The organism is Runella sp. CRIBMP (genome assembly GCF_009905605.1).
In the GTDB taxonomy this organism is placed as follows: Bacteria; Bacteroidota; Bacteroidia; order Cytophagales; family Spirosomataceae; genus Runella.
In genome coordinates this window covers 134,006-158,142 of record NZ_JAAAKZ010000013.1, presented here as the reverse complement: position 1 = coordinate 158,142, position 24,137 = coordinate 134,006, and the positions used below count along the sequence as shown (strand labels likewise).

The window sequence follows — 24,137 nt, the reverse complement described above, 5'->3', positions numbered from 1 at the left end:
ATTTATGCTGTTGTTCGACGCGGGGAAAAATATGACAAAAATTATACAAACACGCTTGCATAAACCATAGAAATCGGTCTGAATGAAATTTCCGCACTGCCGGCGAGATGCCAATCGGAAGAGAATTGCTTGACCAAATGGAGGAAAAGAGTGAAGAATCAAACGGGGAAGTTAGAAGGAGTAGGCTTAGATTCCTTGATTTTCATACGTTCTATCAATGCCATAAGATCATCGTGCTTTTTTTGATGAGTTGCTCCAAGTTTGATACCCTCGTTTTTTTTATCCAAAGCGGGATTAACACTGATACGGGCGGGCTTTTTCATTGCTTTAAGCAGATTTGAAATGCAAAATAGTTTTTATTGGGAACAAACAGTTCAATTTCATCATCGAATGTAATACCAAAAATGTCAAACTTTTCATTGATTAATTTCGATATGACAGCACGATACAGACGGTTTCTTGACGCTGAACTACCCGTAAATATAACAGTTTTTGAAGGGTAAAGTTCAAAAAAATGATACAAGGTTTTGATTACTGTATTTAAAATCAGGACTATATCTTGATTGTTACTGACTGTTTGAACATCTATTGTCCCGTCATCCTGTAAGTCGCCAAAGATAAGTTCATATAAATTAGGGTCTTGTTTTATCGGCAAGTAAACAACTGCTTTCTTAATCATTTTGTGATCGCTGTTACTCTCAAATTCATACAAAAGGCGGTCGGAAGATGATTCAATGTTGTAAATAGGTTTCTCCATTGTGCAAAAATAAAATTTTATTGACAGTGTTTCCAAAATTCCCCCACTGCCGTCGAATCGTCGAACCGCGAGTCGTCGAACCGCAACTCGACACCATGGCCGAAACGTCGGACCGCGAAACGTCGGACCGCAGGAACGCCTGCCCGGTGCGCGGAAACGTCCGTCCGACCCATCTGCTTACGTTTGTCAGCCAAATAATAATAAGCATTTGAAATCCTTCCCTTTTTATAAGCAACTCGACGCCATGGATTGTGGTCCCACTTGTCTTCGAATGGTAGCCAAATACTATGGGCAGAGTTATGGCATACAACCGTTACGGGCGGCGGCGGAGATAGGGAAAGAGGGCGTAAATCTGCTGGGCATTGCCCAAGCCGCCGAAAGCATCGGCTTCAAAACCCTGGGCGTAAAAGTCACTCTTCAAAAACTATTGGAAGAAGCACCGCTGCCCTGTATTGTACATTGGGGGCAAAATCATTTTGTGGTGGTTTATGGTAAAGGGGTTGGCTCTTTTTCTCTTACAAGGAGAAAGGGCGGGGACGGTACGCCGCGCGGGATAGAGGTTGCTGACCCCGCCGCCGGCCTGCTCACTTACACCAACGAAGAATTTGAAAGCAAATGGGCCACCACCGTGGCCGATGGTGAAAAAGTAGGAGTTGCTTTACTGCTGGAACCTACTCCGAAATTTTTTGAAGGGGTAGAAGGAATAGAAAAAAGAACAAAAGCAATTGGCTTACCTTACCTCTTTGGCTACCTGTGGCGCTATAAAGGCCTGATTTCACAGTTGGGCTTGGGATTGTTGGTCGGCAGTATTTTGCAACTGGTGTTACCTTTTCTCACCCAATCGGTAGTGGATGTGGGCATTCAGACCCGTAACCTGCACTTTATCACGTTGGTACTGACAGCGCAGGTGATGCTGTTTGTGGGGCGGGTATCGGTGGATTTTATTCGGTCGTGGGTGTTGATCCACATCAGTACCCGCATCAATCTCAATATTTTGTCGGATTTCCTCACGAAGTTACTCAAACTCCCGCTTTCTTTCTTTGATACTAAACTCACGGGCGATATTCTCCAGCGCATCGGCGACCACCACCGCATTGAACAATTTTTGACGGGCACTTCGCTCAATACGCTGTTTTCACTTTTCAATTTGGTGGTTTTCAGTGTTATACTGGCGTATTACAACCTGTCTATTTTCGGAGTTTTTCTGATTGGGAGTGTGTTGTACGCGCTGTGGGTAACGATTTTTTTGCGATATCGTCGGCAACTGGACCACAAACGCTTTGCCTTGGCTTCGCAGAATCAAAGCAGTCTGATTCAGCTCATTACGGGTGTGCAGGAAATAAAACTCAACAATGCTGAACATCTTAAGCGCTGGCAATGGGAGAATTTGCAGGTACGGCAGTTTAAACTCAGTATGAAGGGTCTGGCCTTGGGACAATACCAACAGGCAGGGGCGCTGTTTCTGAACGAAGGAAAAAACATTGCCATTACTTTTTTAGCCGCCACGGCCGTGGTCAACGGTCAAATGACCTTGGGCGGCATGATGGCTTTGCAGTACATCATCGGGCAGTTGAACAGTCCCGTGGAGCAGTTGGTGCAGTTTATGCAACAGTGGCAGGATGCACAGATCAGTTTAGAGCGGTTGAACGAAATTCATGAGTTGGAAGATGAGGATAAGCCTGCTTCACAGGGGCTTATGCACGCTCAATTGCTAACGGGAGGAGGGGGAGAGAAGGGCATGCCGCGCGGGATAGGCCTAACCAACCTCACGTTTACCTACCCCGGGGCAGGAAACGAGCCTGTGTTGAAAAACATCAATTTACACATCCCGGCCGGGAAAATAACGGCGATCGTAGGGACCAGCGGAAGCGGTAAAACTACACTTTTGAAATTGCTGTTGAAGTTCTACGAGCCGCAAAAGGGCGAAATAAATCTCACCCATTCTTCATTAAGCGGAGAAGGAAGTTTCCACAGCAAGCTAAGCTTAAAACAAATTTCTCACCGTCAATGGCGCAGTCAATGCGGGACGGTACTACAGGACGGATTTATTTTCTCGGATACCATTGCCAACAACATCGCCGTAGGCGACGAAGTGCCGAATGTTCAGAAGCTGCTTCATGCCGTGCATGTGGCTAATATCCGGTCGTTTATTGAGGAGTTGCCGTTGGGGTATAACACCAAGATCGGAGCGGAAGGCAACGGCATCAGTCAGGGGCAAAGGCAGCGGTTGCTCATTGCCCGTGCCGTCTACAAAAATCCCGATTATCTGTTTTTTGATGAAGCCACCAATGCACTTGACGCCAACAATGAAAGCGTGATTATGCGAAATTTGGATGAATTTTTTTAAGGGCGGGCCGATGGGCCGACGGACGGTGATCGTAGTAGCGCACCGTTTGAGTACGGTCAAAAATGCCGATCAGATTGTGGTCTTGGAAAAAGGGGAGATTGTGGAAGTTGGGACGCACTCAGAATTGGTACACCAACGTGGCAAGTATTTTGAATTGGTGAGCAATCAGTTGGAATTGGCAGAATAGCCCTTTGTATGAAAGAAATAAATCCTATATCACCCGAAGAACTGAAACACAATACTGGAGGCCGTGCCAACGGCGTGGCTGTCCTTTCCCAACCAGGACAGGCGGGCCAGGAATTAGTGGGGTTACGCAGCTCTGAGGTCAACGAAGTATTGAGTCAGCCGCCGTCGTGGTTGGTACGTTGGGGCATTACCGTTTTTTTCTTCGTGTTGTTGATTTTGCTGGGCGTAGGGTGGTTTGTGGAATATCCCGATTTGGTCAAAGCGAATCTGCGCGTAGTGGCTTTGAATTTTCCCAAGGCGGTCAATGCCAAAAGTGAAGGAGTTGTCATGAAACTGTTTGTCAAAGACGGAATGAAGGTAATGCAGGGGCAGCGTCTGGCGTATTTGGAAAGTACGGCCAATCCTGAAGAAGCGCTGGGTTTAGATGAAGTGGTAGATAAGTTGGTTAGACTAGGCATCGACAGCGATTTGGAAGGCATTCATAAAGTCACCATTCCGTTGTATTTTCAATTGGGCGAGCTTCAAAAATCGTATCAGACGTTTCAGGATGCCTATGTTCGGTCAAAAGCATTATTGCACGGCGGCGCTTTTGAACAAAAAAGGCTCGCATTGCAAAATGACTTGGCTCAATTGGGGCTATTGCGGGAAAACTTGCAAACCCAACTAGAAAATTACCGAAGAGACCTCGAACTGACCGAAGATGATTTACGGATGAACCGCAAACTGCACGAGGAAAAAGTCATTGCGGATGTAGAAATGCGTCAGACCCGAAGTCGGTATTTGTCTAAAAAACAGGTCGTTGACCAAGCCCAAACGGCGTTTAACAACAACGGAATGTCGCAAAATCAAAAACAGCAGGAACTGTTGGAGCTGGAAAAGACCCGTATCGAACAATTGAACAGCCTTTTTCAATCCATCAATACCCTCAAAAGTGATACCGAAGCGTGGAAACAGCGTTTTGTGTCGGCGGCACCGACGAGCGGAAAAGTCGCTTTTCTCAGTCCGTTGCAAGAAGGCCAAACCGTCAAAGCTGGGCAGGAGTTATTTTATGTGTTGCCCGAGGGAGCGGGATTTGAAGGAGAAATGTACGTAGGTCAGTACAATTTCGGGAAAGTTCGTCGCGGGCAGGAGGTTATTGTGAAGTTTGCGGGCTACCCGTATCAAGAGTTTGGCACGGTGAGCGGGCGCATTGCGTCGATTTCGGATATGCCCAAAGATACGGCTTACTTGGTGAAGGTGCAGTTTCCCAAAGGATTGGTGACGTCTTCACAAAAGAAAATCCCCTTTCGCAACGGCATGGCGGCCACGGGCGAGATTGTGACGGAAGATTTGAAATTGATTGAACGACTTTTCTACGATTTTAGGAAGGTGTTAAGGCGTTAAAGCCGATTTTTAAACAAGAATAAGTCTATTATTAGAGTGGAGGGCATGTATAAACCCGATTTATGAATATCAGCTTGGTGTATAGCTCACTTATCACCTCAGCCAATTAGAAACTCTGTGCCGTATTTTAGCACTGGATAGTACATTAACATAAGGATTTGGCCGAAACAACATACATTATTTTGCCAATACACACAACGGTGCGGCGAACCGCACAACGAAACAAAATGAAAAAATCAATGTCAAGTTTTATGGATGCGGCGCTCACAAAGGCGGAGATGAAGCAAATGAAAGGTGGGGCTTATTGGAGTTGCTCTTGTACACATGAAGGGCATGTAGTATCAGGAATAAGCTTTGAGGCGGATTCGGCAACGGTGGCTTTGCTAAAAGCAAAAACTGCGTGGAGCAGTCCATTTAGCCCATGCCATCCAGGCCAATCGCATATCACTTGTCGAATCAGTTAAAAGTTGACAAGATAATTTTCTATTCTTTAAACCTAATCTATGGGAGTGTAAAAGCTTTCATAGCTAAAAATTATACAAATGAAAAATGGCACAGTATTTCTCGCTTTTATTCTTTTTGCCTGCAACCAAAATGAAGATATAACCAAGTTTACTTCAACATTTAACGCCAATGGTATAGTTTTGGAAAATGAAGATTTTGTAATTACATCTGACAAAAACCTGATAAAGCTGAAAAGTAATCAACTAATCAGTTTTAGTTTTTCTATGGATTCTACAAGTAATGAAAATGTGGTTTTTGATAAACTTATATTTGTGCCATCAGATGAACAGATTAAAAAACATGACCTTAGTGACACAGTAGCTGTAAAATTTAAAAATGGAGCAAAATTAAACCTGCATGAGATACTGAAGAGTAGGCAGACTTTATAAGGAATTCGCTGTAAAGTGCCTGGCCCGCGATACGTCTGACCGCCTCTCAAAACTCTGAAAGAAGCTTTCCTGACGGGCATTTTCAGGCAAAACGGCATGACGGCTACGGGCGAGATAGTGACGGAAGATTTGAAGTTGATTGAACGACTTTTCTACGATTTTAGGAAGGTGTTAAGGCGTTAATTAGACCAAAGGAAAACCATTTCAGTTAAATTTTTGTTGCAAAAGGGATAATCTTTCAGAGGTTGTCCTTTTTGTTTTTTTATTAATCACTAACAGTGCGAAGCAACGACCATGCAACCCGTATTTATCTATACAGAAGCGAGCCCCAATCCCAATTCGATGAAGTTTGTACTAAACTTCGAGCTTGTTCCGCAGGGACTTTCGTTTGACTATCCCGACAGCGAGTCTACCCAAATGGAAGGGAAAGCGTCGCCGTTGGCGGGAGATTTATTTCAGTTTCCTTTTGTCCAACGTATTTTTTTAGCGTCCAATTTTATTACGGTCACCAAAGATGATGCCACCGATTGGGGGGATGTCATTCTGGATACCAAGCAGTTTTTGAAAATTTACTTCGAAGAAAATCACCCCGTATTTGAACAAAAGACGGTGGACAAGAACACGGCAATCTTAGATACCGACAGCCCGACCGTCCGTCAAATCAAAACCATTTTGGACGACTACGTGCGCCCAGCGGTAGAATCAGACGGGGGAGCTATTTCGTTCCATTCGTTTGAAGAAATAACCGGAACCGTAAAAGTATTGTTGCAAGGCTCATGCAGCGGGTGTCCTTCTTCCACATTGACGCTCAAAGCAGGTATCCAAAACTTGCTTACCCAAATGGTACCCGACGTGAAAGAGGTAGTGGCAGAAGGAGTATAGGGCTTCTTTTGCGATTTTTATCCTATTTTTGAGTTTCTTTGCCTAAAATTCAACAAAAACTTTCCCGTTTTACCATTGGATAAAATCACGGAAAGTTTTTTTGTATAGTTTAATCATTGAAATTTAAAAAAACGTTATTTCGTACTAGATAAAATATAGCTGCGCAAATTGCGCAGACGTTGTATCTAAATACGTTAATACATTAGTTGTATAACTAATCACGATTCATTACGTACATGTCGACGATTCTTAAAACCCTACTGATTTTTAGCTGGATTGCGCTCTGCAGCTTTACGTTAAAATCTGATGCCGAAGGAGGGATAAAGACGGTGGTGATTGATGCAGGGCACGGCGGAAAAGACCCTGGCGCGCGCGGGCGCATCTCGCGTGAGAAAGATATTGTGCTGGATATTACCCTTCAATTGGCGCGTAAAATCAAGTCAGAAATGCCCGAAGTGAGGGTGGTTTTGACGCGTGCCAGCGATAAATTTGTGGATTTGGACGAACGCTCCAACATTGCCAACCGCCGTAAAGCAGATTTATTCATTTCTATCCACTGTAATTCTCTTCCGAAAAATAAAGTAAGCCCCGCTGGTACCGAGACCTTTGTGATGGGATTGCACAAATCGGACGAAAACCTAGAGGTGGCCAAAAGAGAAAATGCGGTTATTTTGTTGGAAAAAGACTACGAAGACAAATACAAGGGTTTTAATCCTAACTCACCGCTTGCGTATATCATGCTTGCCAACCGCCAAAATGCGTATATAGCGAGCAGTTTGAATTTTGCGGGAAAGATTGAACGCCAATTTAAAAAACACGCCGACCGTAGCAGTCGGGGGGTAAAACAGGCGGGTTTTATGGTTTTGTGGCAGACTGCTATGCCTAGTGTATTGATTGAAGCGGGTTTTTTAAGCCATGCCCAAGAAGAAAAATACCTTAATTCGGAAGAAGGTCAGGACCAAATCGCGGAATCTATCTTCCGAGCTTTTAAGCAATATAAGGAAGAAGTAGAAGAAAACTGATAAATTTGCCATTTCAAACAGATAGTCAAGGGTTAAAAGCTAAGCGTTATGAATGCACTTTTAACGCTTCATTTTTAACATATACTCATCCATGAAAATATCAAAAGAAGCAAAAGTTGGTATATTAGCAATTGTCACCATAACGATGCTGTATTTTGGCTTCAATTTCTTAAAAGGTTCGGATTTCTTTTCAACAAACCATAAATACTACGTACTCTACGACAACGTAGGCTCCCTCCAGCCTTCCAACCCCATTAAGCTCAACGGAGTTGCTGTGGGGATTGTGAAAGCAACGGAGTTGCTACAAGAGCGAGGAAACGCCGTTTTAGTAACGCTCGATATCAATCGGAATATTATTTTAACCAAAGGAACCAAAGCTATGCTAACCTCAGAATTGCTCGGGGGAAGTGCTCTAATGCTCCAGATTCCGTCGGGTGCGCCTCGCCTCAACGAAGGGGATACTTTGTTGGCCGAAACTGAAAAAGGAATTCAGTCGCTGTTGCAAGAGAAAGCGTTGCCTGTGGTCAAAAATGCTGATTCGCTGATTGTTAGCCTCAATAAAATCATCAACCAATTTGACCAGACTGGCTACGCCCTCAACAAACTGCTGACCACGACCGACCAAACGGCCATGGGAATCAACGCATTGGTAGACCAGAATCGGCAAACAATCGCCGCTACAATGGCCAATATCAATGCTCTGTCGGCTTCGTTGATTGAGACTGAAAAAGGCATGAAGCCCATTCTTAGTAATTTACTCACTACCACCGATTCACTGAAAGCCTTACGACTAGGCCAGACATTGGCGCAGGCCAATGCTGCCGTGGCAACGCTCCAAAAGTCGCTTACAGCGCTCGAACAGGGTCAGGGAACGGCGGGTAAATTATTGAAAGATCAAGCCTTGTACGATAACCTGAACCGTACTATTGTGAGTGTCAATAAATTAATGACTAATTTCCGTCAATACCCCAAGCGATACGTAAATATATCGGTATTTAGCAAGAAGGATAAAGGCCCCGCTGATAGCCCTGCCGATACTACTTTAAAGTATTAGTTAAGCTAGGTATTGATATTTGGGAACTGCCCACTAAAAAAGGTCGTGAGAACTCTCTCGCGACCTTTTTTAGTAGGAATAGACTCGTTTATTAGGCGGTCGTTTTATTGGATGATGCCAATTTTGATTTGGCAAATTGCCACACCATCGGCAAAACGGAAAGGCCGATGATCCCGAAGATGACCAATTCGAAGTTCTTCTTTACAAAGTCTAGGTTTCCAAAAAAGTAACCCAACATGGTAAGGGATGGTACCCAAAGGATAGCTCCGATGATACAAAAGAGGATATATTTAGAATAGGTCATGCTTCCAGCACCCGCCACAAAAGGAGCAATGGTACGGACAATCGGAATAAAACGGGCCATGATGACGGTTTTGCCGCCGTGCTTGGCATAAAACTCTTCTGTTTGCTCCAAATATTCACGTTTGAAAAACAAGATTCGTTCTCGTTTCTTGATGGTACTGCCCAAGAATTTCCCGACAAAGTAATTTACATTATCCCCCATCAACGCTGCTACAATCAGCAATGGAATAACAATCCAGGGATTCAGTGCACCCGTAGATGCTGCTAAAGCGCCTGTTGCAAATAAAAGTGAATCGCCAGGCAAGAGTGGCATAACTACCAAGCCAGTTTCGGTAAAGACAATCAAAAACAGAATCAAATAGGTAAGAGTACCGTATTCATTGATGATGTCGGCGAGGTGTTTATCAAGGTGTAAAAAAAAGTCTAAAATCTGCGCGAGAATTTCCATTTGTGTGTGATGTTTATTTTGTATTTAATTAACGCACAATGGTGCGAGTTTACTTTGTTAACTTCCAGCGCTTACGCGTTTTATCGTTAAGAAAATGGGCGAATGTGTCGCCGCGAAGGCCCAAACGAATGGTTTCGAGTGGGATAATTTCATTAGGAGCGATATTACCCAGGTTGACATTGGCTCCAAGAAGTTTGACAAACCATACTTGTTGGGCTTTTTGGGGGGCTTCCCAGATGATGTCTTTGTTGGGAACTTGAGTTAAAATTTCTTCCACTAAACCTTGGCGCACTTCACCACTAGAGCGGAACAAACCCACGTTTCCAGATTCACGGGCCTCGCCAATTACTTTCCAAGCACCTGCTTCAAGTTCGGCCTTCATCAGTTGAATCCACTTGTAGGGTGGAATGATTTTGGTTTCATCTTTTGAACCCACTTCCGAAAGCACTTTTACCTGCTCGGCAAGCACCTTGATAAAATCACATTTGATTTCTTCGGGCATATCTACTGAGCCATCAGAAACTTCGGCGTACTCTAAGCCGTATTCGTCAATCAAACGGCGATAGTCTTCAAATTGATTGCGAACCACAAAGGCTTCAAATAGGGTCCCTCCGAAATACACTGGGATTCCAGCACTTTTATAGACGGCAATCTTATCTTTTAGATTAGGAGTAACAAACGAAGTAGCCCAGCCCAATTTGACGATGTCGATGTGCGGGGCTGAAATATCAAGCATATCTTCAATTTGACGGATGCTTAGCCCTTTGTCCATGACCATGGTTAACCCAAATTGACGAGGTTTACTTGTGCGCTCGGGGACCTGAGATAGTTTAAAATTCATACTTGTTGGTTCGGTATGTCATTAAAAATAATGCGTAAAATTAGCGATTACTATTACAACGTACTAAACCCAAGTCGAAAATATGCTGATTTTAGTCATTTATTTAATCACTATAAAATCCATAGGTTGAAAACTTTTTTAAATTTAGGCCTATTCATCAAATGGAATATGACTGTCGTTTTCCTGAAATAATCCTACTGGATTTAGAATAATAAAAAACCCGCAACCGAAATCGCGGGCAGGTGGAAAGGGTAGGAAAAGTAAGGTTTGGTGCCCTAAAATCAACAGAACTCAGGGTACTGGTCTGGCGCAGCTTCACTTACTAATTGATACACTGCTTCAAAAATATCTTCCACATTTGGTTTTGAAAAATAATCGCCGTCGGAGCTATAAGCAGGGCGGTGGGGTTTGGCTGATACGCACCGGGGAGCCGAGTCAAGCCATTTGTAAGCGTTTTGTTCATCCAGTACCTGCTGCATCATATATCCACTACCACCGCCAGGCATATCTTCGTCGGCAAAAATAACCCGATTTGTCTTTTTGATGGAGTTGAGAATTTGATGGTCAAGGTCAAAGGGGAGCAATGTCTGTGCGTCGATAACTTCAACACTAATTCCCGTTTGGGCGAGCTCCTCAGCGGCTTCCAATACAATTCGGCACATAGAACCGTACGTTACAATGGTTACATCCGTGCCTTCACGCAACACTTCAATCTGACCCAGCGGAACGCAGAATTCTCCAGGATTGGAAGGCATCCGCTCTTTGAGCCGGTAGCCATTAAGTGGCTCTACTACCAGTGCGGGGTCATCGCCGCGCAGTAAGGTGTTGTACATCCCTGCGGCTTGGGTAAGGTTGCGAGGTACACATACATGCAGTCCACGGAGACTGTGAATAACGGAGGCCATGGGTGAGCCAGAGTGCCATATTCCTTCCAGACGGTGGCCGCGTGTCCTGATAATGACGGGGGCTTTTTGACCGCCTTTGGTTCGGTAGTGCAAGGAAGCCAAGTCGTCGGTGAGGGTGGCTAATGCATAAAATACGTAATCAAAGTACTGAATTTCAACGATGGGTTTTAACCCACGAATGGCTAAGCCGATGCCTTGGCCGATGATGGTAGTTTCGCGAATGCCAGTATCAGTAATTCGCAACTCACCAAATAATTCTTGTAGGCCCGCAAATCCTTGGTTCACATCACCGATTTTGCCCACATCTTCACCCAAAGCCACGATTCGGGGGTCATTGGCAAATAGCGCCCCAAAATTGGCACGTACTACTTCCCGCCCGTCGACAAACGGCGATTCGTCATCGTAAATAGGAGCAACAGGTACAATTTTTAACGGGGATTCGGGCGACTGACTGTAAACGTGTGAGCTAAATCGGTCGTGATTGATTTCGGTGTTTTTTTGAAGCCAATCTGCCAGTGCCTTTTTGGCGGGTATGTTTTCAGAACGCAGTGTGCGGAGTGTTTTTCGGACGGCAGTGGTATTGTATCGGTGTAGGGGCACAAATTCTCGCTGTACTTCGTCAATCACTTGGCGTAGCTCCTCTTTGAAACGGCTTTCTTGAACCGCTGCCTCAATGAGCGTTAAGGCCTCTTTCTGCTCTTTTAAAATAGCTTCGTGGTAGGCTTTCCACGCATCGTTTCTTTGATTCCGAATAAGTTTTTTTGCTTGTTCTTCTATTTCGTCCAGCTCATCTTCGTTGGCGTAGCCGTTATTTAGAATCCATTCTTTAAACTTACGGTTACAATCCCAATCCTTTTCCCATTCAAGCCGTTCTGCTGATTTGTAACGGGTGTGCGTGCCCGAAGAGGAATGTCCTTGCGGCTGAGTCACTTCTTGCACGTGAACGAGCACAGGCACGTGGTCGCGACGACAAATCTCTTCTGCTTTACGGTAGGTTTCCAGCAGACCCACATAATCCCAGGCTTTGACCGTAAAAATTTCAATTCCCGCTTCCTCTTCGTGGCGTTGAAGCCCCGCGAGGGCTTTTGAGATACTTCCTTTGGTGGTTTGGTACTCAACAGGGACCGAAATTCCGAAGCCATCATCCCAAACCGACATCAACAGCGGAACCTGTAATACCCCTGCCGCATTCATGGTTTCCCAAAACATCCCCTGCGAAGTGGAGGCATCACCGATGGTGCCAAAGGTAATTTCGTTGCCTTTCCGCGAAAAATTGGTCATCGACCAGAGTTCTTCATTTTGACGATAAAGTTTGGATGCATAGGCCAAACCCACCGAGCGCGGAATTTGCCCTGCGGTAGGGGCAAGGTCATTGATGTGATTATAAGTATCTACCTGCGATTTCCAGAGGCCGTTCTCGTCCAGAAAACGGGTTGTATAATGATTGTTCATCGAACGCCCAGCCGTATGCGGGTCAAAGGCCACGTCGGCATGTCCGTACAATTGAGAAAAATATTGTTGCCAGGTGAGATTTCCTAGTGCCGCTACAATGGTTTGGTCACGATAATAACCCGAGCGAAAATCTCCCTTACGAAACACCTTGGACATTGCGACCTGCGCCAACTCTTTCCCATCGCCAAAAATACCAAACTTAGCACGTCCTCCCATCACATCCTTTCGACCCAATAAGCTGGCTTGTCGGCTTTCACATACCAAACGATAATCGTTCAGAATCCCTTGACGCGTAAGGGCAATAAAGTCGGTCGCGAGTTCGTTCTCTATCACGTTTCTTGATGAAAGTTTGTAGGTTTCCGTTGAAATAAAAAGTAAAATAAATAAACATTTACTAATTATTTACAACGAATAATTAATTTCATTGTTTTGGCAAGTAAATATAAGGGAAAACAAATCAGGTTTCAAAATACAAGTTTTTTCTGTTACCTTGCCATAAAAATTTCGTCAAAAAGAACGTTTGGCAAAACTTTTGCTAGTACAATTATTGTTAGATAAGCAACCAACTTTTACAAAACTAAATTTTACAATGAACATGAAAAAGTTTCTTTCATTTTTCGTAGCAATTTTGGTATTCAGCGCAACAAGCTACGCGCAAAAAGGAGTCGTAAAGTTCGCCAAAGTCGAGCATGATTTTGCCAAAATCGAACAAGGTAAGCCCGTAAGCCATGTATTTGAGTTTACCAATACTGGCACTGATCCCGTCGTTTTAGGAAACGTAACGGCATCATGCGGTTGTACCACTCCAGAATGGACGCGGGAGCCTGTAATGCCTGGCAAAAAAGGTTCAATCAAAGCTACGTTTAATGCAGGCGTAATGGGACCTTTCAACAAAACAGTGACGGTTCCGAGCAATGCTGAAAATGGCACTCTATACTTAACCCTCAAGGGGGAAGTGGTGGCCAGCAAAGCACCTGAAGCAAAGAAAGGTAAGTAGATATTAGTGGATGGTTATGCGGCTCATAACCATCAGATTAATCTTTAGACTACTAATTTTTAAAAGCATATAAAGGCTTTGGCTTGATGTCAAAGCCTTTTTTGTTATTTTTGTAAACGAAAGAGGGTATGGCCGGGTGTTGCAACGTATTGCGTAACGATCATGCTCAATACTCAATGCCTTGTCTTTATAACCTTCAACGATGTTTAAAACTGGTATCATTCTCGCATTAATTGTTGCGTTTTCCTGTAACAACACGGCCGACCACCACCATGCCGCTTCCCTTCAAAATGCACTGGCCGATTGTGTCACCGATGCAACCCTGACTCCAGAACAAATTTCTAAAATTCGGATGCGCATCAAGGCTGACCAAAAAACGGCGAGTTTGGATTCGATTTTTCGACGGAAGTACAAATTGGAGCGTTTTAACGGGAATGTTCTGATTGCCCAACAAGGGGTAGTGCTCTATCGCAACTCTTTTGGGTATGCGCAAATTGAACAAAAAGATACGATGCGCTCGGAGTCCAAATTCCAATTAGCATCGCTTTCGAAGACCTTTACGGCGGTGGCCATTCTGAAACTGTACGAAGAAGGCAAGCTAAAACTTGAGGATTCCATTCAAAAATTTATTCCGCAATTTCCCTATTCTGGGATTCAGATAAAGTCTTTGTTGTCGCACCGCAGCGGCTTACCCAACTATGCGTATGTGCTCACCGACAGCGTGCGCAAGCGAAATCCTTACCCTTGCAACGACGACATTGTGCGATGGTATTGTGCCGTCAAGCCCAAATTATACAATACTCCCAATCGGAATTTCAGTTACAGCAATACGAACTATGCCCTCTTGGCTACGATTGTAGAAAAAGTGTCGGGTCAAAAATTTGAAGACTACCTGCGGCAGTATATCTTCAAACCCCTCGGGATGAAAGATACCTATTTGATTACGAGTCGTAACGATTCCTTAAATTTATATCGTACCACGGGCTATCAATATAACCGTCGATTACCCAAGGATAATTTTGATGATGTAGTGGGAGATAAGGGAGTATATTCCACCATGGATGATGTATTGCGTTGGTATTCAGGTCTTAGTGGTGGTTGTGTTTTGCGTCCAGAAACCATGAAAGAGGCCTTTACGCCAAGGAGCTTTGAGCGCCATGGCATCAAAAATTACGGATATGGCTTCCGGATGCACGTAAACGAAGCTACGCGTGAACCCAAGTACGTCTACCATACTGGCTGGTGGAAAGGCTATAATACACTGATGTGGTTTAGTCCCAAAAACAAATTTGTCATTATCATTCTCAGCAATCGCTACAATCGCAGTATCTATCAAATCAAACCTATTTTGGAGGTGTTGGAAGGTAAAAGTAAAGTAGAAGAAGGCGTGGAGGAGGAGCTTTTTTAGGCTTATCCAAAGCCGACTTGATACGGATTGAGTTTCTATTTTACAAAATCGTATATCATCTCCGAAACATCGGCCAATATTCGTACACCTGCTTTGGGGTCTTTTAGATTTTTGGAAAGTAGGACAAGCACGTATTTGCGTCCATCGGGCAAAAATACAATTCCTGAATCGTGCTGTACACCCGTGATAGAGCCCGTTTTATGCGCTACTTTTACTTCTTTGGGGAGTTTAGCGGGGATAATTTCGTTGAATTTTTGGTCAAATAAAATACGCGTCATGCCTTCGGAGGCAGTGGGGTCGATGGCTTTTTTTCTGGCGATTTTCTCAAAAATAACCATCAAATCATAGGCCGTTACGGAGTTGTTCATTCCGAGCTGAAACGCTTTGCTATCTTCTACGCCACGCAGTACTTGAATGTCATTTGCTCCAAAATCGCGCATGGTGGCGTTGGCTTTCTTCGCGTCAACCAACTCAATCAGAATGTTAGTAGCTAAATTACTGCTGACGATAATCATTTGGTATGTCAGGTCGTAAATGGTCATTTTTTTGCCAATCATTTTGTACATTCCGTCGGCACTGTCGTCGCTTATATCAAGGCTAAAAGCTGAGCCATCCACGATACTTTTAAACTCGTTTTTGACCAAAATAGAATCGGTAAGCTTGAATTTACCCCCCTTTGCTTGCTTAAAAACCTCAATCATTACGGGAGTTTTCATCGTACTTGCCGCATGAAAGTTTTCTTTTTCATTGATAAATAACGTTTGATTGGATTGCAAGTCTTTGAAGGCTACGCCAAAATTGCCTTCAACACCTGCTAGTTTAGCCTGAATGGCTTTTTTGAGAGGTTCAGTGGAGGGCTTTTGAGAAAAAGCGGACCATGTCCATCCAATAACAATGAAGGCTAAGAGGTATTTCATAAATAGATTATTGATGAAGGGTTGTGTATTACTTGATCAGAAACTGCACCCGCCGGTTGCGGCGGCGATTTTCGTCGGTATCATTGGGGGCAATGGGTTTGGTGCTGCCTTCGCCTCGGTAGATAAGGCGTGATTCATTGATGCCTTCATTGCCAAGAAAGTTTGCAATGACTTTTGCGCGTTGCTCAGAAAGAATTTTGTTCAGCCGAGCATCGCCTACGTTGTCGGTATGGCCTACAATTTCAATATTAATGTCGGGGTTTTTGGTCATGACAGCGGCCAAACGTAGCAATTGACCGTAGGCTTCGGTACGAAGAATATAGCTGCTTTGGTCAAAATAAATGTTGTCTTCAATACTCACAGATTGACCCGCTTTAATATTGTCAAAAATCTTTTCATTGATGACCCGAGTTGCGGGGGGGGCGGTGGTTTTAACGAGGGGAACAAGCGAGATATTGGTCAAAAATTCACCCCGGTTGGCCCATTCTGCTGCTGCCATCTTCATGGTTGTTTTTTCGAATCCTTTGGCTTCAACTTCAATAAGATAGGTTTGGTCCGTTTTCAGCCTGGTTTCTTTGAGTTGTCCCGCTGGTTTGGTCGTAATTACCTTTTGCGTGGCTTCATTGATAATTTTTAATCGTGCGTTGGGTACTGGTTTTTGACTTTGGCCGTCCAAAATGGCAAAACGAAAGGTTTCTAAAGGGGCGTTGGTGGTGGGTTGTTTGGTGGTCGGTACGAGTTTAGCCTCGTAATTAAACACTTGTCCAACGCTAATCTCTTCGGCATCTATTTCTGCTTTTAAAGAGGCGAACCCCGGCGCTATGGTTTCGATTTGGTAAATATCGGGTTCCACAATTTTGTGTTTGATAGGCAACGCACTCTTTAACTGCGTCACTTGTCCAGTCAAGGAGGCCGTAATTTTAAAAGTTGCCGCAACTCGTTGTCCAGTAGCCGCATTTATAGCTGATAGATTGAGGAAAATATCACCGATTTTCGACAACCGTATGGTTAAGGGCGTTGTTTCACTGAGCTTTTCTACGGCTTTTTCCAGTTCTTTTCGAAAAGGCATGTAGCCTTTGGCTTCGGTCTCTATCATATAACGCCCGTTAGGGTTGAGCGAAATGGGGATTTGTCCGTTGAAAGAATTTTTTTGGTTAAATAATTCCCGGTTATCGCTCTCATTCACAATCCGGAGTGTGGCAGGAATGGGCTTGCCCGTTTGCTCTTCCAATACTTTGATTCTTAAAACAATGTCACCTTTGGATAATTTAATGATTTGAACGGGTTGATTTCCTGCTAAAGGTACAGAAACGGAGAGTTTTGACGCGTGACTTCGATAACCTTTTGCGTTCACGGTGAGGGTATATGGGCGAGGTTGTAAGGATACCCGCGCTGAAAACGTAGCATCCGTCGCACGAGTTGTGCCCGAATAGCTTTCTTTTAGGTCGTTGGTGAGCAAAAATTCCGCCGCAATTGGCATGCCTGTCAGGGCATCGACTGCCTGAAACGTAAGTTCTTGTTTGGGAGGAGCAGAAACGACGGTAGCGGGAGCAGTTTGGATAGGTTTGGACGGTTCCTGTGGTTTTTGAGGTATGGGTGCTGCATTTTTGGGTGGCACTAGCGGTTCCAATTCTATGGTCAGGAGGGTTCTAGAGTTGGTATTGCTTTTGGTAAATGTATGGGTTTGGCGGTAGGTCTTATATTCTTGAAAAGCCACCACTATAAGGTAGTTTATATCGGGTTTTGCAGTTATCACGTACTGATCATAATTCATCTGCCCAGTAAGCTCCGTGGGGCTGTTTGGGGCCAAAACTGATATAATTGGTATAAGAATGCGCTTTGTGTACTTATCTTTTACTTCAATGCCTACTTCAAATTCATTTTGAGCAAAGCTTGAAGTACAACCGACAAAACTGAGCAGAAAAAAGCAAAAGAATCGCTTCATGGGTGCAACAATGGTTAAATGACAAATTTAACGACTTTCCCCTAAAAAGAAAGAATCAGTACCTTAACGGTCCTGCCTAGGCGGAATACCGTTAAAATACTGATTCAAAATAAGCCGTTAAAGTAAAGCTTAGTTTACAGACTTATCTTCTTCTTTTGTTTTCTTTATTACTTTTTTGATGACCAAAGTGCCGTTTTTGAGGCGCTTGGAAACTTCAATAAACGGCCCTGAAATGATTTCTTCGCCTTCTTTAAGGCCTGATAAGATTTCGATGTTTTCAAAATCACTAATACCCGTGGTCACTTCTCTAGTTACGGCTTTGCCTTTGTCATTCACAAAAACAAGTTCTTTGAGTTTTTCCTCTTTTTTGTTCTTTTGCTCAGGCTCGGCGGGGGCAGGAGGTGCATCGGGGCCTTCTTTTTTGGCTTCGTCCTCTTTGCCACGAGTTGTTACCGCCGCAATCGGAACCGAAAGCACACCCGCTTTACGGTCGGTGATGATTTCAACGGCGGCCGTCATACCAGGTTTGAAAGGGTACGATTTTTTGGAGCGGTTAACCATCAAATCTCGGTACGATGAGTTCAGAATTTTGATTTTTACTTCAAACTCGGTAACGGCATCGGTTGAGCCTGAGCTGGCCGAAGTCGTAGCCATTCCGTTGGCCGTGTTGGCAATTTCAGTGACTATGCCCATAAATTTGCGCTCGGCGTAGGAGTCAACTTCAATGTCGACGGTGTCGCCGAGATGAACCCGCACAATATCGTTTTCGTTTACATCCACCCGTACTTCCATGTTGTTGAGGTTGGCAATACGCATCATTTCCGTACCTGCCATCTGCGACGTACCTACTACACGGTCTCCAAGTTCGACGTTTAGTTTAGAAATCGTTCCGCTTTGCGGGGCGTAGATGGTTGTTTTACGGAGGTTTTCGGCCGCATCGCGCAGGGCGGCTTCGGAGCTTTGAACGTTGAATTTAGAGGCCGAAATAGCGGCTTTGGCCGCTTCTACGTTTTGCAAAGCCACCCCATAGTCAGCCTCACTTCTTTCAAGGTCGGCGTCCGAAACAATTTTATCGGCTTGTAATTTTTTATTACGCTCGTAATCGGCTTTTGCCCGAATCAATTGAGCATTAGATTGCGCCAGTGAGGCTTTAGAGCGTTCTACTTCTGCTTTGCTAGAATTGACCGCCGCTTGCGCACGGGCCAACAACGCATCGTAGTTGTCGGGGCGGATTTTGGCGAGCAATTGCCCTTTTACAACCGAGTCGCCTTCTTCTACGTAGAGACCGATGATTTCACCAGGTACGTCGGGGCTGATTTTTACTTCTACTTCTGGCTGCACCCGACCCGAAGCGCTCACGCGTTCAATAATGTCTATCTTTTTTACTTTGGCAAATTCTACTTCGGTCGGTTTGACTTTTCCAATCCAACCTTGTTGCTTAGCGATTAGCAACCCCGCCCCCAATGCTACCACAACGCCTCCGAGTATCCACCATAAACGAGAAGAAGATTTCTTAGCCATGTTTAATTTTATTGTAAAGTGTAATTTAGTGTATGAGTGAGGAAAAGCATTTTTTTCATTCCTGCTTTTTTCTCGTGTTAATGTTAATGAGGAAGGAATCCTTTTTTATTCTAAAGAGATAGGTTTGCTTTGGTAGAAATCCAGAATTTTGGTTCTGAAGAGATACTCGTATTTGGCTTGAATCAAACTGGCGCGTGAACGGTCCAAATTGTTTTTGGCGATGTTGTATTCCGTGGCGTTGATAGCGCCCGCGTTAAAACGTAACTCGGCGGCTTTAAACGACAATTCAAGCGACTCGATTTGTCGGGAAGTAGCCTCATAGCGCTTGGCGGCGTTGACCATGCTGTAATAAGCCTGCTCCACCGTTTGACGAATTTGATTCTGGACGATTTGCGCTTGGTATTCCAAGTTTTTTTGCTGAATCATGGCGTTTGCAATGCGGTATTTTACCTGATAACCATTGAAAATAGGCATCCTTAACGAAAGAGAAAGGGAAGCGTTGCGGTTAAAATTCAGCTGGTCAAAGTACCCGAAGTCCTGAATGGATCCGCTCGGAACGGTCACTTTTTCAATGACTGGGACGGTAAAACCTCCATAAGATACATAGCGCGTAGTAGAAGGAACATCCACGACTCTGGAAGCGCCACCGTCGCCGACAAAACGTTGTTTAGGGGCCGCACTGGAAAACGAAGAACTAAGCCCACCGCCCAAGGTGATGGAAGGAAGTTTGGCACCTTTGGCAATTTCAATGCCCGTTTTGGCACTTTCGATGCGCAAGTTAGCCGCGTCCAAATCGGGTAAATACTTGATGGCCGCGTTGTAGACTTGTTCTAGGGTAGCATCGTATGGCGTTGTTGTAGAGGGCGCGGGCAGCGCGATGGGGGTTATCTCAAATACTTCGCTTGCGGGTAGGTTGAGGAATTGTTTCAAGGTCAATTTCGACAATTCGATATTGTTTTGCGCATTGACGATAGAGAGTTCGTCGTTGGCTAACTGGGATTGAATATCATACAAGTTGATTTGCGACAAAGACCCCGCCTTGACCAATCTATCCGTGCGGTCTAATTGCAGGCGAGTAGTTTCTGCCTGACGACGGGCAAATTCGAGTTGTTCCTGATTGTTCAAGACAGAAATATAGCTCGAAGCAACGTTCAAAATCAGGGTGTTACGGTTTGCCTCGACGTCTTTCTGGGTGGCAAGAATGTTGGTTTGGTTTTGTTTAATGATGTTTTTTTGCTGATAACCGTTAAACAAATTGACGCCTGTATTGACCGAAAAGTTGGAAAAATTGACCGTTTGCTCCACAAACTGGTTGGTAAACGGGTCAATATTACGGCCTGACTGTAAACCTTGGCTTCCGCTGAAGTTGAGGGTAGGATAACGCTGCCATTTTGACTGTTCAAAAACATTCTGATTCGTTTGAACTTGCAGCATTAATTGCCGCAACTGCAGGTTATTTTCCAACGCAATCGTAATGCACTGTTGGAGGGTATATTTTTGTTGAGCTTGGACGTGGACTAATACGCTAACACCCAGCACAAAGGCGAGTAACCATTTTTTCATCGCTGTTTCGGATTTTCAAGGTCAAGGTTACAAAACTAAATTTGCTCCCTCTACTAAATTTGGATAAACGGTGATATAAGTATATCAACGCTTTAAATTCAAAGATTTTGAAAATCAGTTTTATTTAATCACTTTTTGAAAATCAATTTCTCCCGCATTGGTCAAGTGGAGAGTCACACGTTCGATTTCGCCCGTCGGTCCTATTTTAAAATCAAATTTTGTTTGGTCAAAGATGCCAGTGCCTTCAAATATATCGTAGTGATAGTGGGTGAGTGTGAAGGGGAGTCCATGAAAAGCACCTACGTAAGTGCCATCGGTTTTGGGCTCCAGCACAAAGGTGCCGTACGCAGGATGCTCAAAGGTTCCAGCGTATGAATCGAGTATGTGGGAGGGGGCAGTATTGTTTTTGCGTTTTGAGGCGTTGTCGAGTTTTGCCTTTTCCTGCTTTGCTTTTGTCTCGGCTTGGGCGGTTTTGAGGCGAGGAGTCCAGTCGATGACGGGTAAACTAAGCCATTTGTCGGAGAAATAATTGCATACGGCATTGACAAAATAATAATCTACGGCCCCTGTATTTGTGAGAATCACAACACCGATATTGTCGTTGGGGAAAAAAGCCATTTGAGAACGGTACCCTTCAATCGAGCCATTGTGGGCCAGTCGGAGGTGCCCACGGTAAGTATTGATGCTCCACCCCATCCCGTAAGAGGCATAACCCAACTCGCTAAACGTTGCCTCGGCGGGCGACACGATAATTTGCGGGGTATGGTTTTCTTTTAGATTAGCGGCCGAAACGATTTGTTTGTCCCCAAACTTCCCTTTATTGAGTTGCATAATGAGCCAATTGGCCATTTCTACTGCGTTGGATTTGATGGATCCCGCCGGGCCGATGGCATCTACGTTGCTACCAAACCCCTGTTCTGTCCATTGGCCATTGGAGTCGCGGTACGAAAGTGCATAGTCCTCTTTCTGAAACAGTTCTGGATAGGTAAGGGCCGTTTGGTTCATGCCGAGCGGTTGCAGGATTTTTTCCCGTAGAAAGTTTTCCCAACTTTTGCCAGAGAGGCGTTCAATCAATACACCAGCGGTCATAAACATCAAATTGTTGTATTGATACTGCGCATACAGGGGCTTCGAAAGCGGCAAGTATTTTAGGTTTTGGTATAAACTTTGGCGTCCCAGGTTGGCATAGAGCCACGTGAGGTCGTGGCGGGGGAGGCCAGTGCGATGAGAGACCAAATCTCGGGCTGCAACGGTTCTCGTGGCAAATTCGTCTTGCAATTGAAAGTCAGGAAGATACTCTTTTATGGGTTTATTCCAATCCAGTTTTCCCTCATCGGCCAGAATCGCCAACGCCGCCGAGGTAAAGGATTTGGTACAGGAGGCAATAGGGAAAAGGGTCTTTTCTGTAACGGGTAAATTTTTCTTGATGTCTTTGAATCCATATCCTTTGGCGTATAGAAGTTTACCGTCTTTCACAATGGCCACTGATGCCCCGGGGACGCGCCATTCCACAAGCATTTGGTTAACAAAGGCATCAAAGCCCGTCAGTGGGTCGGTAGGTGGGGGAGGGGTATTTTTCTTTTGGGCAAAAGTGACAAACGTAAGTAAAAAAAGGAAGACGAAGGAGTAACGGGGCTTCATACTGGGTTGATGTTTTTACAAATATTGATAAAACTTAAAGGAAGTAATACTGTTAGGGCGCAGTATTTTTGCATTAAGTAGACGAATCAACAAAAAAACATTTTCCAAGGCTAAACTATGGGCAAATTGGATGGTTCTGGTTGTTTTAAACGCACCAATCGGTAGAATCGAATGGTCAGAAAAACCGCTGAAAACGTAAGTCCCGCCGAGAGGGCAATCCAAATCCCTTCAACATCCATTTGGAAGGTAAAAGCCAACACATAACTCAACGGAAGGGAAATACCCCAATAGGCTATCAGTGTGATTATGGTGGGGACATTGACATCTGAAACGCCACGCAAAGTGCCCAGACCCGTTGCTTGAATGCCGTCGGAGAGTTGAAAAAAGCCCGCGTATATCATGAGTGTTGCCGCAATTTGCGTTACTTCTGGATTATTTTTCAGGTAAAGCGACACCAGAAAATCACTCGCCGTCAGAAATGTAATGCACCATACGCCCATAAATATTGCAACCAGCACAAAAGCGGCCGTGCCTGCACTGCGCACGTTTTTGGGCTGTTGTTCTCCAAAAGCGCGCCCCACGCGGATAGCTCCCGCTGAGGCAATGCCCGTGGCCATCATGTAGGTAGTAGAAGCTAAATTGATGGCGATTTGGTGGGCGGCCAACTGACTTTCACCCAGCCAACCAATCATGACTACTGCCAGTGAAAAAGCGGCTACCTCAAAGAAAAACTGAAACCCCACGGAGACCGATAACCGTAAAATTTTGACCACTAGTTGGGTACTTACGCGACGGGCGGCCACAAGATACCGTGAAAAATGCTTGGTTTTATAGATATAGACCAGAATAGCCACCGCCATGTAGATGCGCGATAGTAGAGTTCCTGCAGCGGCTCCGTTGAGGCCCATTTTTGGAAAAATCCAAATACCGTTAATCAGTAACCAGTTGACCAAGGCATTGAAACACAATGCTGAAACGGTCACAATCATGGCTACCCGTGTATAGGAAAGCCCGTCGGCTAACTGCCGGGCCGCCACAAATATCAATAACGGCAAGGTAGAAACGCTTAAATAGTACATGAATGGCTCAGCCAAGCGGGCTACTTCGGGGGTTTGGCCTAATGCGTCCATATTCATTCCAATGGCCGCTCCTACGATTCCTAAAACAGTACTCAGCAAAATGGCCACGTAAAGCCCCGCCCGGAACAAACGCCCGATTTCGGCTGTATCATTTTGGCCCTTGGCTTGAGAAATCAGCACCGCAATGACGCCTAAGCCACCAAACCCTATACTCGTGACCAGAAAGGATAGTGAAGTAGCCAATCCTGCCGCGCCCAACGGCACCGCACCCAGAAACCGCCCCACCATCAGGTTGTCGGTAACGCCCATGAGAATAACGCCGAGTTGGGCAATGATGATGGGAATACTTAACTTAATCGTTTCAAGAATTTCGCGCCGCATGACTGATTTGGAATATTTCGAATTGTACTTAGGTATTTACTTTTCAACCCAAGATTTTAAAAAATAGTTTGGCCGTCAGCGTGTATGTTGCAGAGTAAAAAAAATGTAATGACCCCGAATACAGCAACTCAAAGAAGAATATGTTGGCTTGAGAGGCCAATTCAAGGAGGAGGAACTACAAAAAAAACGGATGGCTTTGGGCCACCCGTTTC

Annotated in this window: 19 protein-coding genes and 1 pseudogene; 8 read left to right on the top strand and 12 right to left on the bottom strand. The window is 44.7% G+C overall.

Annotated features, from left to right (window positions below; all coding sequences use genetic code 11):
* Positions 1 to 158: 158 nt before the first annotated feature.
* From GVN20_RS23370 to GVN20_RS23360, 3 genes are read right to left on the bottom strand one after another with little or no spacing between them, the layout of a single operon-like run.
* Positions 159 to 323, bottom strand: a complete 165-nt coding sequence (locus GVN20_RS23370) for a hypothetical protein (RefSeq protein ID WP_166560663.1) — start codon at positions 321 to 323, stop codon at positions 159 to 161.
* Positions 320 to 757 (bottom strand): DUF6934 family protein, encoded by a 438-nt coding sequence (locus tag GVN20_RS23365; protein ID WP_114462079.1) that lies wholly within the window; start codon positions 755 to 757, stop codon positions 320 to 322. The genes GVN20_RS23370 and GVN20_RS23365 overlap by 4 nt, the downstream gene beginning before the upstream one ends.
* Entirely contained in the window at positions 732 to 965 is a 234-nt protein-coding gene (locus GVN20_RS23360) for a hypothetical protein (protein ID WP_166560662.1), read from the bottom strand. Before GVN20_RS23360 ends, GVN20_RS23365 begins: the two co-directional genes overlap by 26 nt.
* Positions 966 to 1,001: 36 nt before the next feature.
* On the opposite strand from GVN20_RS23360, the pseudogene GVN20_RS23355 reads away from it, so the two are divergent.
* The 6 genes and pseudogenes from GVN20_RS23355 to GVN20_RS23330 all read left to right on the top strand — a co-directional run bounded on the left by GVN20_RS23355 (position 1,002) and on the right by GVN20_RS23330 (position 8,524).
* A pseudogene (locus GVN20_RS23355) lies at positions 1,002 to 3,291 on the top strand (peptidase domain-containing ABC transporter).
* Between the two features lie 8 nt (positions 3,292 to 3,299).
* Positions 3,300 to 4,673 (top strand): HlyD family efflux transporter periplasmic adaptor subunit, encoded by a 1,374-nt coding sequence (locus GVN20_RS23350; RefSeq protein WP_166560661.1) that lies wholly within the window; start codon positions 3,300 to 3,302, stop codon positions 4,671 to 4,673.
* A gap of 542 nt (positions 4,674 to 5,215) precedes the next feature.
* On the top strand, positions 5,216 to 5,566 hold the full coding sequence (locus GVN20_RS23345; RefSeq protein ID WP_166560660.1) for a delta endotoxin C-terminal domain-containing protein: 351 nt from the start codon (positions 5,216 to 5,218) through the stop codon (positions 5,564 to 5,566).
* A 294-nt stretch (positions 5,567 to 5,860) separates the two neighbouring features.
* Positions 5,861 to 6,448, top strand: coding sequence for a NifU family protein (locus GVN20_RS23340; protein WP_114462075.1), 588 nt, complete (start codon positions 5,861 to 5,863; stop codon positions 6,446 to 6,448).
* 236 nt (positions 6,449 to 6,684) lie between these two features.
* Positions 6,685 to 7,470: an N-acetylmuramoyl-L-alanine amidase gene (locus GVN20_RS23335; RefSeq protein WP_166560659.1), complete on the top strand. Its 786-nt coding sequence runs from the start codon at positions 6,685 to 6,687 to the stop codon at positions 7,468 to 7,470.
* A 91-nt stretch (positions 7,471 to 7,561) separates the two neighbouring features.
* Entirely contained in the window at positions 7,562 to 8,524 is a 963-nt protein-coding gene (locus tag GVN20_RS23330) for an MlaD family protein (RefSeq protein ID WP_166560658.1), read from the top strand.
* Positions 8,525 to 8,615: 91 nt separating this feature from the next.
* Here the strand turns inward: GVN20_RS23330 and GVN20_RS23325 are convergent, their stop codons facing one another.
* From GVN20_RS23325 to GVN20_RS23315, 3 genes are all read right to left on the bottom strand, one after another.
* Positions 8,616 to 9,275 (bottom strand): DedA family protein, encoded by a 660-nt coding sequence (locus GVN20_RS23325; RefSeq protein ID WP_114462072.1) that lies wholly within the window; start codon positions 9,273 to 9,275, stop codon positions 8,616 to 8,618.
* Between the two features lie 49 nt (positions 9,276 to 9,324).
* Positions 9,325 to 10,116 carry a phosphosulfolactate synthase gene (locus GVN20_RS23320; protein ID WP_114066881.1) on the bottom strand — a complete coding sequence of 264 codons (792 nt, stop codon included), beginning with the start codon at positions 10,114 to 10,116 and terminating at the stop codon, positions 9,325 to 9,327.
* A 281-nt stretch (positions 10,117 to 10,397) separates the two neighbouring features.
* Entirely contained in the window at positions 10,398 to 12,806 is a 2,409-nt protein-coding gene (locus GVN20_RS23315; RefSeq protein WP_166560657.1) for a thiamine pyrophosphate-dependent enzyme, read from the bottom strand.
* A 262-nt stretch (positions 12,807 to 13,068) separates the two neighbouring features.
* Between GVN20_RS23315 and GVN20_RS23310 the strand changes: the two genes are divergently transcribed.
* Positions 13,069 to 13,470: a DUF1573 domain-containing protein gene (locus GVN20_RS23310; RefSeq protein ID WP_166560656.1), complete on the top strand. Its 402-nt coding sequence runs from the start codon at positions 13,069 to 13,071 to the stop codon at positions 13,468 to 13,470.
* Between the two features lie 202 nt (positions 13,471 to 13,672).
* On the top strand, positions 13,673 to 14,878 hold the full coding sequence (locus tag GVN20_RS23305) for a serine hydrolase (protein ID WP_166560655.1): 1,206 nt from the start codon (positions 13,673 to 13,675) through the stop codon (positions 14,876 to 14,878).
* Positions 14,879 to 14,913: 35 nt separating this feature from the next.
* Here the strand turns inward: GVN20_RS23305 and GVN20_RS23300 are convergent, their stop codons facing one another.
* The 6 genes from GVN20_RS23300 to GVN20_RS23275 all read right to left on the bottom strand — a co-directional run bounded on the left by GVN20_RS23300 (position 14,914) and on the right by GVN20_RS23275 (position 23,925).
* The gene (locus GVN20_RS23300) at positions 14,914 to 15,795 is read right to left on the bottom strand and encodes a serine hydrolase (protein WP_166560654.1); all 882 of its coding nucleotides are present in this window, start codon (positions 15,793 to 15,795) and stop codon (positions 14,914 to 14,916) included.
* Positions 15,796 to 15,823: 28 nt separating this feature from the next.
* Positions 15,824 to 17,740, bottom strand: a complete 1,917-nt coding sequence (locus GVN20_RS23295; RefSeq protein ID WP_166560653.1) for an OmpA family protein — start codon at positions 17,738 to 17,740, stop codon at positions 15,824 to 15,826.
* A gap of 129 nt (positions 17,741 to 17,869) precedes the next feature.
* Positions 17,870 to 19,261: an efflux RND transporter periplasmic adaptor subunit gene (locus GVN20_RS23290; RefSeq protein ID WP_166560652.1), complete on the bottom strand. Its 1,392-nt coding sequence runs from the start codon at positions 19,259 to 19,261 to the stop codon at positions 17,870 to 17,872.
* A gap of 105 nt (positions 19,262 to 19,366) precedes the next feature.
* Positions 19,367 to 20,824: a TolC family protein gene (locus GVN20_RS23285; protein WP_166560651.1), complete on the bottom strand. Its 1,458-nt coding sequence runs from the start codon at positions 20,822 to 20,824 to the stop codon at positions 19,367 to 19,369.
* 120 nt (positions 20,825 to 20,944) lie between these two features.
* Positions 20,945 to 22,465: a serine hydrolase gene (locus GVN20_RS23280; protein ID WP_166560650.1), complete on the bottom strand. Its 1,521-nt coding sequence runs from the start codon at positions 22,463 to 22,465 to the stop codon at positions 20,945 to 20,947.
* A gap of 110 nt (positions 22,466 to 22,575) precedes the next feature.
* The gene (locus tag GVN20_RS23275; RefSeq protein ID WP_166560649.1) at positions 22,576 to 23,925 is read right to left on the bottom strand and encodes an MATE family efflux transporter; all 1,350 of its coding nucleotides are present in this window, start codon (positions 23,923 to 23,925) and stop codon (positions 22,576 to 22,578) included.
* Positions 23,926 to 24,137: the final 212 nt, after the last annotated feature.

Coding starts and splice junctions, on each gene's coding strand:
- GVN20_RS23370 (WP_166560663.1), bottom strand. CDS start 323: ATGAAAAAGCCCGCCCGTATCAGTGTTAATCCCGCTTTGGATAAAAAA.
- GVN20_RS23365 (WP_114462079.1), bottom strand. CDS start 757: ATGGAGAAACCTATTTACAACATTGAATCATCTTCCGACCGCCTTTTG.
- GVN20_RS23360 (WP_166560662.1), bottom strand. CDS start 965: ATGCTTATTATTATTTGGCTGACAAACGTAAGCAGATGGGTCGGACGG.
- GVN20_RS23350 (WP_166560661.1), top strand. CDS start 3,300: ATGAAAGAAATAAATCCTATATCACCCGAAGAACTGAAACACAATACT.
- GVN20_RS23345 (WP_166560660.1), top strand. CDS start 5,216: ATGAAAAATGGCACAGTATTTCTCGCTTTTATTCTTTTTGCCTGCAAC.
- GVN20_RS23340 (WP_114462075.1), top strand. CDS start 5,861: ATGCAACCCGTATTTATCTATACAGAAGCGAGCCCCAATCCCAATTCG.
- GVN20_RS23335 (WP_166560659.1), top strand. CDS start 6,685: ATGTCGACGATTCTTAAAACCCTACTGATTTTTAGCTGGATTGCGCTC.
- GVN20_RS23330 (WP_166560658.1), top strand. CDS start 7,562: ATGAAAATATCAAAAGAAGCAAAAGTTGGTATATTAGCAATTGTCACC.
- GVN20_RS23325 (WP_114462072.1), bottom strand. CDS start 9,275: ATGGAAATTCTCGCGCAGATTTTAGACTTTTTTTTACACCTTGATAAA.
- GVN20_RS23320 (WP_114066881.1), bottom strand. CDS start 10,116: ATGAATTTTAAACTATCTCAGGTCCCCGAGCGCACAAGTAAACCTCGT.
- GVN20_RS23310 (WP_166560656.1), top strand. CDS start 13,069: ATGAAAAAGTTTCTTTCATTTTTCGTAGCAATTTTGGTATTCAGCGCA.
- GVN20_RS23305 (WP_166560655.1), top strand. CDS start 13,673: ATGTTTAAAACTGGTATCATTCTCGCATTAATTGTTGCGTTTTCCTGT.
- GVN20_RS23300 (WP_166560654.1), bottom strand. CDS start 15,795: ATGAAATACCTCTTAGCCTTCATTGTTATTGGATGGACATGGTCCGCT.
- GVN20_RS23295 (WP_166560653.1), bottom strand. CDS start 17,740: ATGAAGCGATTCTTTTGCTTTTTTCTGCTCAGTTTTGTCGGTTGTACT.
- GVN20_RS23290 (WP_166560652.1), bottom strand. CDS start 19,261: ATGGCTAAGAAATCTTCTTCTCGTTTATGGTGGATACTCGGAGGCGTT.
- GVN20_RS23285 (WP_166560651.1), bottom strand. CDS start 20,824: ATGAAAAAATGGTTACTCGCCTTTGTGCTGGGTGTTAGCGTATTAGTC.
- GVN20_RS23280 (WP_166560650.1), bottom strand. CDS start 22,465: ATGAAGCCCCGTTACTCCTTCGTCTTCCTTTTTTTACTTACGTTTGTC.
- GVN20_RS23275 (WP_166560649.1), bottom strand. CDS start 23,925: ATGCGGCGCGAAATTCTTGAAACGATTAAGTTAAGTATTCCCATCATC.